The organism is Candidatus Acidiferrales bacterium (genome assembly GCA_036514995.1).
Taxonomy (GTDB): Bacteria; Acidobacteriota; Terriglobia; order Acidiferrales; family DATBWB01; genus DATBWB01.
The window spans coordinates 1-8,706 of record DATBWB010000039.1 but is presented as its reverse complement, the minus strand read 5'-3'; the positions used below and the strand labels follow the sequence as shown (position 1 = coordinate 8,706).

The 8,706-nt window shown below is 58.6% G+C and carries 7 protein-coding genes; 6 read left to right on the top strand and 1 reads right to left on the bottom strand.

What is annotated here, in order from left to right:
- Positions 1–797 (top strand): hypothetical protein (locus VIH17_02930; GenBank protein HEY4682184.1); only part of this gene is annotated, 797 nt, incomplete at its 5' end.
- A gap of 36 nt (positions 798–833) precedes the next feature.
- On the opposite strand, the gene hemH is transcribed toward VIH17_02930, so the two are convergent.
- Positions 834–1,877 carry a ferrochelatase gene (gene hemH / locus VIH17_02925; protein ID HEY4682183.1) on the bottom strand — a complete coding sequence of 348 codons (1,044 nt, stop codon included), beginning with the start codon at positions 1,875–1,877 and terminating at the stop codon, positions 834–836.
- A gap of 567 nt (positions 1,878–2,444) precedes the next feature.
- On the opposite strand from hemH, the gene VIH17_02920 reads away from it, so the two are divergent.
- From VIH17_02920 to VIH17_02900, 5 genes are all read left to right on the top strand, one after another.
- Complete coding sequence (locus VIH17_02920) at positions 2,445–3,074, top strand: Rieske 2Fe-2S domain-containing protein (GenBank protein HEY4682182.1); 630 nt, start codon at positions 2,445–2,447, stop codon at positions 3,072–3,074.
- Between the two features lie 120 nt (positions 3,075–3,194).
- Positions 3,195–4,100, top strand: a complete 906-nt coding sequence (locus tag VIH17_02915; GenBank protein HEY4682181.1) for a cytochrome b N-terminal domain-containing protein — start codon at positions 3,195–3,197, stop codon at positions 4,098–4,100.
- Positions 4,101–4,230: 130 nt separating this feature from the next.
- Positions 4,231–5,166, top strand: coding sequence for a hypothetical protein (locus tag VIH17_02910; protein ID HEY4682180.1), 936 nt, complete (start codon positions 4,231–4,233; stop codon positions 5,164–5,166).
- Positions 5,167–5,199: 33 nt separating this feature from the next.
- Complete coding sequence (locus VIH17_02905) at positions 5,200–8,373, top strand: c-type cytochrome (protein ID HEY4682179.1); 3,174 nt, start codon at positions 5,200–5,202, stop codon at positions 8,371–8,373.
- A 56-nt stretch (positions 8,374–8,429) separates the two neighbouring features.
- Positions 8,430–8,706 (top strand): hypothetical protein (locus VIH17_02900; protein HEY4682178.1); only part of this gene is annotated, 277 nt, incomplete at its 3' end.

The window sequence follows — 8,706 nt, the reverse complement described above, 5'->3', positions numbered from 1 at the left end:
CCGATGGCATAACGCCCGCCCGCGGCCCGCTCGAAACATTTTTCCAGGTAAACGAAGCGAGCCTCAAGGTTCCGTATGCGCTGAACTGGAGCGCAGGATTCGAACAAAAGCTTCCGCTTGCTTTCTACCTGCGCGCCAACTTCATCCAGAGGCGCACCTACCAGGGATTTGTCTTTGAGAACGTTGTTTCCCCCGGCCAGCCCCGTACCAACAGGTTGGTACGGGGCCAGCAGAACCAGTTTGGCGGGATTTTGGAACTGCGCAACGCGCGCCGGGACCGCTACGATTCCTTCGAGACCACGGTCCGCCGAACTTTCTGGAAAACCTACTACTGGATGGCGTCCTACACCCGGTCGTCAGCGCGAACCAACCGGGCGGTGGATTTTCGATTGGAAAACCTGCTCGTCACCGGCCAGGGCGAAGGCCCGTTGAGCTGGGACACTCCGAACCGGCTGCTATCGTGGGTTTGGCTGCCACTCGTGCGCAAGTTTGATCTGGCCGCCTTTTTCGAATGGCGGGACGGCTTTCCCTTCAGCGTGGTGGACTCGAAGCAGGAGTTGGCCGAACTGCCGAACCGCCGCCGCTTTCCCTCCTATTTCAGCCTCAACTTGCATCTCGAGCGGCGATTCTCTCTCCTCCACTACCAGTGGGCCTTGCGGGCCGGCTACAACAACATCACCGGGCACGCCAACCCGAACGTGGTGGACAACAACGTGGACTCGCCTCGCTTCCTGCTCTTCGCCGGCGGCCAGCATCGAGCCTTGACCGCCCGCATCCGCTTCCTGGGCCGCAAGTAGCTCTCGACCAAAACGACAGGGGGCAGGTTTCAGGTTTCAGGTAGCAGGTGGCAGGTCTCGGTTTTCGGTTTTCGATGATTCGACATAGCCTTCTTTGCCCTGTAATAAGCCAACCGCTTGCCACACAAGCTCGGCCAGCGCGCGGATGAATTTGGGCGAATCGTTCAGGGCGGGCATCATTTCAAAATGCGTGATGCCGAGGCGCATCGCTTCGGCCCGCACCTCAATGTCAATCTCATTCAACGTTTCGATGTGGTCAGAGACAAAAGAGACGGGGATCACCAAAACATTCTTGGCGCCATTCGCGGCAAGCGAATGAATAGTGGCATGCAAGCCGGGTTCGAGCCACCGCCCGGGGCCAACTCTGCTTTGGTAGCAAAGAATATGAGGGCACGGCCATCGCCCGCGTTCGACCACGAGCTTTCGAGTGGCTTCCACTTGCTCCTGGTAAGGATCTCCGCTTTCAATGACGCTGGCCGGCACGCCATGGGCGCTGAAGACAAGGTGGACGTCCTCGGGACTCGCAAAACGTTCGAGTTGCCGGTTCACCTTTTCGACCAGAGCGTCAATGTAGGAGGGATGGTTGTAGAAGTGCCGCACCCATCTTACCGGCAGATGATTCCCGGCCGCAGGCCGGTATTTTCGATTCCACTCATTCCAACTGCTTCCGGTGGTGGTCTTGGAATACTGCGGATAGAGCGGAAGAAGAACCAATTCGTGAAAGGGGGCGGCTCGCAGTTCGGCGACTGCTTCCTCGGTCAGCGGATGCCAATAGCGCATTGCCACAAAGACTTTCGCGTCGATTTCCTTTCGCAACTCCAGTTCGAGCGCCCTGGCTTGTCGCCGGGTGAGGTCACCGATGGGAGATTTGCCGCCGATGGCCGCGTAGGCATTCCGGAGCTTCTTGGCCCGCGCGGAAGCAATCAAACGCGCCAAAGGCAAACGAGCGAATCGCCCGAGAGGCAGGGCGATGATGTCCGGGTCGCTGAAGAGGTTGTAGAGAAACGGCTCCACCGCCGCCAACGAATCAGGCCCGCCAAGCTGGAAGAGCACAACCGCAATTTTTTTGTGTTCATCCATGCTGGTTTCCACAACCGGCTGAGGCCGAAAGCTGCCCCTCATGTTGACCCGGTCGCTCTTCCCGGCCGGCTGTCGCCCTTACGCCCACCCGTCCCATTCCTCGCCGTGACTTTCCCTCAACTGCGGGCCGGAAAGCAAACGAGGGGGGCGGCACAACATGGGCTTGACAGACGTAGGCTCGCATTATAGAAATATAGTTTACGAATAAATTCTTCTTTCTCCTAGGGCTTTCCATTGCGCGAGAAACTTACGGTTGAACACGAGCCATCACCGGTTCCAATCGAGAGCCCCTCCCTGCGTCCAAGATTGGGCCTTCTTCAAGACCAGCCGGGGGCCAATCTACACCTCCATCGGCCAAGCCTGCCAGTTCCGGTAAAGAGACGCACGACCGGGCCGCCGAGTCAGCCGCAGCGAGGGCGGAGCTGCCAAGAGCGCTATCGGCGGCAGGTTGCGAAAACACGAGGGAAGGATGCGGACGGCCCCGAACTGCTCCCGCCGGGCGTGGGGAAGGCTCCCCGCGCGGTGGTTCCAGCGCCTGGGTGGGGAGCCGAGTGAACGATTGGACTCATGCCAAACGCCAACAGCAAAGATGAAAAAAAAGTGAGTGCTGCGCCAGCCCAAACGCTGCCGGCCAAGGCGGAAAAGGCAACGGCCGGAGCTTCGGTTGCGCCCAAGCCTGCCGGCCCGTCGGCGGAAGGCAAGCCCACGGGCGAACCGGTCCAAATGCGACGTCGCTTTGTCTGGACTTGCGTCGTGACGTTCCTGAGTGTGAACTTCCTGATGTTCCTGCGCTTTTTTTTCCCGCGGGCGCTGTTTGAGCCCAGCACGGTGTTCCGCATCGGGTATCCTTCGGATTTCGCTCTGGGGGTCAGCGAAAAGTTCAAGCAACAGGCCAGGATCTGGGTGGTTCGAGAACCGGACCGATTATTCGTGATTTATGCGCGTTGCACCCACCTGGGTTGCACGCCCGACTGGAAAGCAGGCGAAAACAAATTCAAATGTCCTTGTCACGGCAGCGGATACACCCCCGAGGGGATCAATTTCGAGGGTCCGGCTCCGCGGCCGATGGACCGGACCCACGTGGAGATTGACGCTGAAGGGCAGATCGTCGTGGACACGAGTAAATTGTATTCCTGGGACAAGAACAAGGGCCTCGCGAACCACTTCAATGACCCGGGCGCTTATATCCCCGGTTAGTGCCGTTCCCACTTGTGGGGCACACGACTCAGGGGAAACAGCCTCAATAGGAACGGCAGCAGCGGGCACATCTACTGAGCTGCCAGGGGCGGCCGGGCGCAGGGGAGGCGGGAGAGGTTGATGGCAGACCAACGAAACACCAATTCGGAAAAGAAAGGCCTGACAGGTCTCCTGCAGGAAGTCCGCGAGGGGACCCAGGTCCTGAAGGAAAAGGTCAAGGAAGAAGTCGAGGCTCTGAAGAAACCGAAGAAGACCCAGCTTTACAAGTCGATCTTCCGGGTCAAACACGACGAGACCGAGCGCAGCCGCGCCCTCGGCATCCTTACCAACGTTTTCCTTCACCTCCATCCGGGAAAAATCAATCGCGATGCCGTGCGCTACAGCTACACCTGGGGCATGGGAGGGATCACCTTCTACCTCTTCATTGTCCTGACTTTCACGGGCGTGCTGCTGATGTATTACTACCATCCCACAAAAGGTCAGGCCTATCGGGATATCGTTTACCTGATGAGCGATGTCCCCTTCGGAAAACTCTTGCGCAATATGCATCGTTGGGCGGCGCACCTGATGGTCATCACGGTCTGGCTCCACATGTTCCGTGTCTTTCTGACCGGCTCGTACAAGAAGCCGCGTGAGTTCAACTGGGTTGTGGGCGTAATCCTGCTCGTTCTGACCCTGCTCCTCTCTTTCACCGGCTATCTGCTGCCTGATGACCAACTGGGATTTTGGGCGGTCACGGTAGGCACCAGCATGGCGAAGGCCACGCCGGTAGTCGGCGCCGAGGGACCTTTTGGCCCCGAGCTCGGCATGACGTCCTATAACGACTTGCGGTTTGCCTTGCTGGGAGGCTCCATCGTGGATGCCAATGCCCTGCTCCGTTCCTACATCTGGCACTGCATCGCCATTCCTCTCATCGCAGCGGTGTTTATGGGCGTGCATTTCTGGCGTGTCAGGAAGGATGGAGGAATCTCCGGACCGGCTCCGGTGCAACTGGAATCGGAAATCAAGCCGGAGAGAAAGCTTTAGTGCCGATCCAACTCTTTCGGACTGTTTGCCGTGAGTCCGATTCCAGCGATGGGAACGGGATGAGCTATTTGGTGATTACGTTAATTAAGTTGGAACGGCACTAGCGGGGCCGCTCGCGCGAGGTTGCTTTATGGATTGGCATCAACTCTGGGAGATTGTTTCAGCTCCGGATAACGTTCCCATCGTCGCGCTGTTCTTTTTGTTCCCGTTTTACGTCTGGTACGGTTTCCGCCAGGCCGTGGCCAACGATCGGCTGATTGCTCAACTGGAAGCCGACCCGGAGTTGGCCAAGACGCATCACCGCAAGACGCAGCCCTGGAAACCCGGGTGGAGCAAGGAAGTTCACACCTGGCCCTTCTTGCTGCGTATCGAGTTCCTGGCGGCGATCGTGGTGACGGTCATCCTGATGATTTGGTCCATCACCCTCAACGCCCCGCTGGAAGAACCGGCCAACCCCAACCTGACGATGAATCCGGCCAAGGCGCCCTGGTATTTCCTCGGGCTTCAAGAGATGCTGGAGTATTTCGACCCCTGGATTGCTGGCGTGGTCATGCCCACGCTGATTATTTTGGGCCTGATGGTGATTCCCTACATTGACACCAATCCCCTCGGCTCCGGCTACTACACCCTGAAACAAAGGAAGTACGCCATAGCAACGTTCTGCTTCGGGTTCCTGGTTCTGTGGCTCGGGATGATCTTTATCGGCACCTTTATCCGGGGACCGGGATGGATGTGGTTCTGGCCGGGACAAACCTGGGACCCCAACCGGCTCGTGTTTGCGGTGAACCGCAACTTGCCTGACATTTTCGGCATAAGCTCGATGTGGGGAAAGGGGATCTTTGGCGCAGTCATATTGGGGACGTATTTTGCGGCGATGGGGTGGGCCATTCACAAGCTCATCGTCCGGAGCGAATTTAGCCGGAAGATTTACCAGAGAATGAGCCTGGTTCAATACCTGACGATGCAATTCTTCCTCATCGTCATGTTCAGTTTGCCGCTCAAGATTCTGGTCAGGCGCCTGTTCAATATCAAATACGTATGGATCACACCGTGGTTCAACATCTAAGCGCCCCGCGCATCGAGAGCGAGGAGGAGCGGTTTGCCTGAGGCTCCCGAAAAGGATCCCATCCTGAGTCAGTCGCTGGCCGGATACCTCCTTATCAGCGCTCTCCTCCTGGTGATCTCCCTGGGCTGGGCGCTCTATGACGAAGTCTTCGGCCTGCGTCCCTGGAAGAGCTACCAGCGTCGCTTTGTCAGTCTCTACAGTGAATATCTCCAAAAGCAAATCCCTAAGCAGCGGGCTGCCGAAGAGGCAATCCGTGCCGCCGCCGAATTTCAGGCGCTAGAGCAGGAACTGAAAGACCTGGAAAACGCGGTGGCACCAAAGCTGGCCGAAATCGAGCGTCAAGCAACACTCCTCGATCAGCGCCTCTCAGTGATCAGTGATGAATACACGACGCTCCGGGCTGACGTCGGCGCTCGAATTTATCGGATTGAGCACACCTCCAGCCCCAAAGGGAAGAAGTCGCTCGAGGACGATCTTAACAAGTTCAAGCGGGGACCGTTTGTGGTGAAACTGCCAGTCGCCGAGAGCGGCGGCAGGCTCGAGAAGACAAAGTTCACCTTTGAACAACTGGAGGACGAGTTCAATCGGCTCCAAGCAGAAAAGGGGAAAGTACTTGCGCAGCAGGCCGAAATTCTTCGCCCCAGGTCGGAGCTTCAACAAAAACGCGACGCCTACCTCCAGGATCATCTGAACGGCTTGACGGCCGAGCAGCTTGAGGGGATCCAGAACAAGATGGATGCCTTTACCATCGAGATCAAGCAGATCAACAACCCGGACGCCGGCGTCGTGGATCGCTGCGAATCGTGCCACGTGGGCACACGTGAACCCGTCGTGCTGACGCGGCGGGATATGGGCGGGGAAGCGGCTTTTACCAGCCACCCGCAAATGGAGTTGTTGAAGATCCACGACCCGGAGAAGTTCGGTTGCACGCCGTGCCACAACGGCAACGGCATGCAGGTGCAAAGCATCCGGGAAGCCCATGGGAAATACAAGCACTGGTTGTGGCCGCAGTATGAAAAGGCGAACTTTGAGGCGGGATGCCAGCAGTGCCATACCAACGACATGGTGCTCGATCAGGCGCCTGTCCTCACCGCCGGCAAAGAGCTTTTCCAGTATCGCGGATGCATGGGTTGCCATCGGTATCAAGGCTACGATCCTGAGCCGGAGGAACTGCTCTCCGTCCGGCAATCGATCCAGCAGCTTGAAGCACAACGCGTCGCCACCCAGAAGGAAGTGCAGCGAACGATTCAACAAGGCGACGAGGCCCCTGACAATGAGACAGCTCGCGCCCTCTACACCAGGGCCGACACCCTCCGCGTCTCGATCAGCGACCTCGACGCGCGCATCGAACAGCTCGACTTCCGCTCCGGGAATCTCCTGAGGGACATCAAAAAGGTCGGGCCTAACTTGAAGGAAGTGCGCGCCAAGCTCCGCCCGGAATGGATCCCCGTTTGGATTGAAAATCCCACCGCCTTTCGCCCGACGACCCGGATGCCGCAGTTCCGGCTGACGAGGGAAGAGCGGAACGCTATTTCCGCCTTCCTTTGGCAGGCCGCTATCGACGCCAGGGCCGATCGTCAACCGCCCGGGGACCCCGTGAAGGGTAGAGAAAGCTTCCAAACACGGGGTTGCATGGGCTGTCACGCGGTGGGCGAGGGAGCCAACGCCACGGGCGGAACCTTCGCGGCCAATCTGACCCGCGTGGGGGAAAAGGTCAAGTATGACTATCTGGTGCAGTGGATCCACGACCCCCGGGAGCGAATACGGCCATACTGTCCCTATGAGAAGCGCGACCTCGGTCCCAGGGATTATGCCAAGAAGGGCTTGCCGTACGTCTTTGATCTGGACCACTCGAAGTGCCCCAACGACGGCCACGAATTGCAAGTGCAGCAGATGACGGTGATGCCCAACCTGCGGTTGTCGTGGCAGGAAGTGCGCGACATTGCGAGCTATTTGATGACGCTCAAGACCACCGCCTCGTATCCGGCTGCCCCTTTCCTCAACGATCCCAAGCTGAAGGAGGAGGGTAAAGCGCTGGTGAAACGGCACGGATGCGCGGGTTGCCATGAAATATCCGGCATGGAGGAGGAGGGGAGGATCGGCACGGAATTGACGCTTGAAGGCAGCAAGCCTCTCGAGCAGTTCGACTTCGGCTTGTACTTGCAGAAAGCTCACCAGCAGGACTGGTACAGCCACAAGGGGTTTTTCGAGCGCAAGCTCGCCAAGCCGAATGTGTTCGATGATGGGAGGATAAGGGCTCCCAGCGAGCAATTGCGCATGCCCAACCCGCACTTGAAGCCAGAAGAAATTGCGGCGCTAACCACCTTCCTGCTGGGCAGCGTGAACTCGCAACTTCCCCAGCGCTACTTCGACCTTCCCGAAGATTGGCGGAAGGATATCCAGGATGGGTGGTGGCTGATCAAGAAGTATAACTGCATGGGCTGCCACCAATTCCAAGTTACTCAGTCCTCCGCCTTGATGACCGTGCCGTGGTATCAAACCGCCGAGGGCAAGGATCAATTGCCCCCCAAGCTGTTGGGTGTGGGCGCCCGGGTCAACCCGGATTGGCTGGCGAAATTCCTCGCGAACCCGGCCATGAGTGAGAAGGATACAGACCGGAACGGGGTGCGGCCTTACTTGAACGTGCGGATGCCAACCTTCTCTTTCTCGCCCAACGAGATACGCAAGCTGGTGAGGTTCTTTGAGGCGGCGGCGTCTCAACCCCTGCCCTACCTCCCGCCCAGGTTGGAGCCGCTTTCGAGCCAGGAGGTCGCGATGGCCCGCGCCCTCTTCACCAGCCGCGCCGCCCCTTGCCTGAAGTGTCATGCGACGGGAGAGCCGTCCCACGACCGTTTTGTCACCGCCCCCAATTTCCTGCTGGCGCGCGAGCGGTTGAAGCCAGGGTGGACCAAGCGCTGGCTCCTGGACCCCTCCATGATCAGCCCGGGCACCGGCATGCCCTCGGGCTTGTTCAAGCGAGAGGGAGACCGCTGGGTGTTTTCTGGACCCACGCCGCCGATTTTCAAGGGATACGGCAAGGACCACGCCGACCTCCTGGTGCGATACATGTTTGAGATCACGCCCGAAGAGCAGCGCCGGCTCCTCGGGATGCGAACCAACACGGCGAACTTTCCCTCGCAGGACACAGGGAAAGGCGCTTCGGGCATCGCCGGGAGACAACCGACGGTGGCTTGGAAAGCGCATTAGACGAGAGCCCATGCTGTTCATCAACTTAATTTCACGGAAAGGTAAGGGGTTGAAACATGGCTAAGCAAAAAACTCTCTGGCTTCTAACCATTCTCACTCTGCTGCCCTTCGTGGGTTGCGGAGGGAAGAAGACCGAGGTATCTGAAGAGGGGCCAACGTCACCGCAGCAGCAAGCCACCCCGATCGACCCGGCCACAGTGGCCACCATCACCGGCAAGATTCTTTTCCAGGGTGCAAAGCCCAAGCTCCACCGGATCATGATGGACCAGGATCCCGTTTGCGTGCAAAAGCAGAAAGGCCCGGTCTATGCCGAGGATGGCCAGGTCAACGACA

What these genes read in the sequence shown, in the direction of transcription:
- VIH17_02910 (HEY4682180.1), top strand. Translation starts at nt 4,231, where the DNA reads ATGGATTGGCATCAACTCTGGGAGATTGTTTCAGCTCCGGATAACGTT.
- VIH17_02920 (HEY4682182.1), top strand. Translation starts at nt 2,445, where the DNA reads ATGCCAAACGCCAACAGCAAAGATGAAAAAAAAGTGAGTGCTGCGCCA.
- VIH17_02915 (HEY4682181.1), top strand. Translation starts at nt 3,195, where the DNA reads ATGGCAGACCAACGAAACACCAATTCGGAAAAGAAAGGCCTGACAGGT.
- hemH (HEY4682183.1), bottom strand. Translation starts at nt 1,877, where the DNA reads ATGGATGAACACAAAAAAATTGCGGTTGTGCTCTTCCAGCTTGGCGGG.